Annotated in this window: 1 pseudogene; it reads right to left on the bottom strand. The window is 68.6% G+C overall.

Annotated elements, in window-relative coordinates:
* Positions 1-229, bottom strand: a pseudogene (locus SB816_RS35485) (branched-chain amino acid ABC transporter permease); the annotation flags it as partial.

Raw genomic sequence — 229 nt, forward strand, 5'->3', positions numbered from 1 at the left:
GTGTCGTAGCCGAGCGAGATCGCGCGCGGCTCGTTCTCCTTGATCGCGACGAGCACCTGGCCGAACGGCGAATGCACGACCCGCACGATGAACGCACACGCGGCGACGATCACCGCGAGCACGACGTAGTACAGCGTGACGTCGTTCGACAGGTCGAGCACGCCGAACAGGTGGCCGCGCGGCACGCCCTGCAGCCCGTCCTCGCCGTGCGTGAACGGCGCCTGCAGGT

Source organism: Achromobacter sp. SIMBA_011, from assembly GCF_046535435.1.
GTDB classification, from domain to species: Bacteria; Pseudomonadota; Gammaproteobacteria; order Burkholderiales; family Burkholderiaceae_B; genus Achromobacter; species Achromobacter dolens.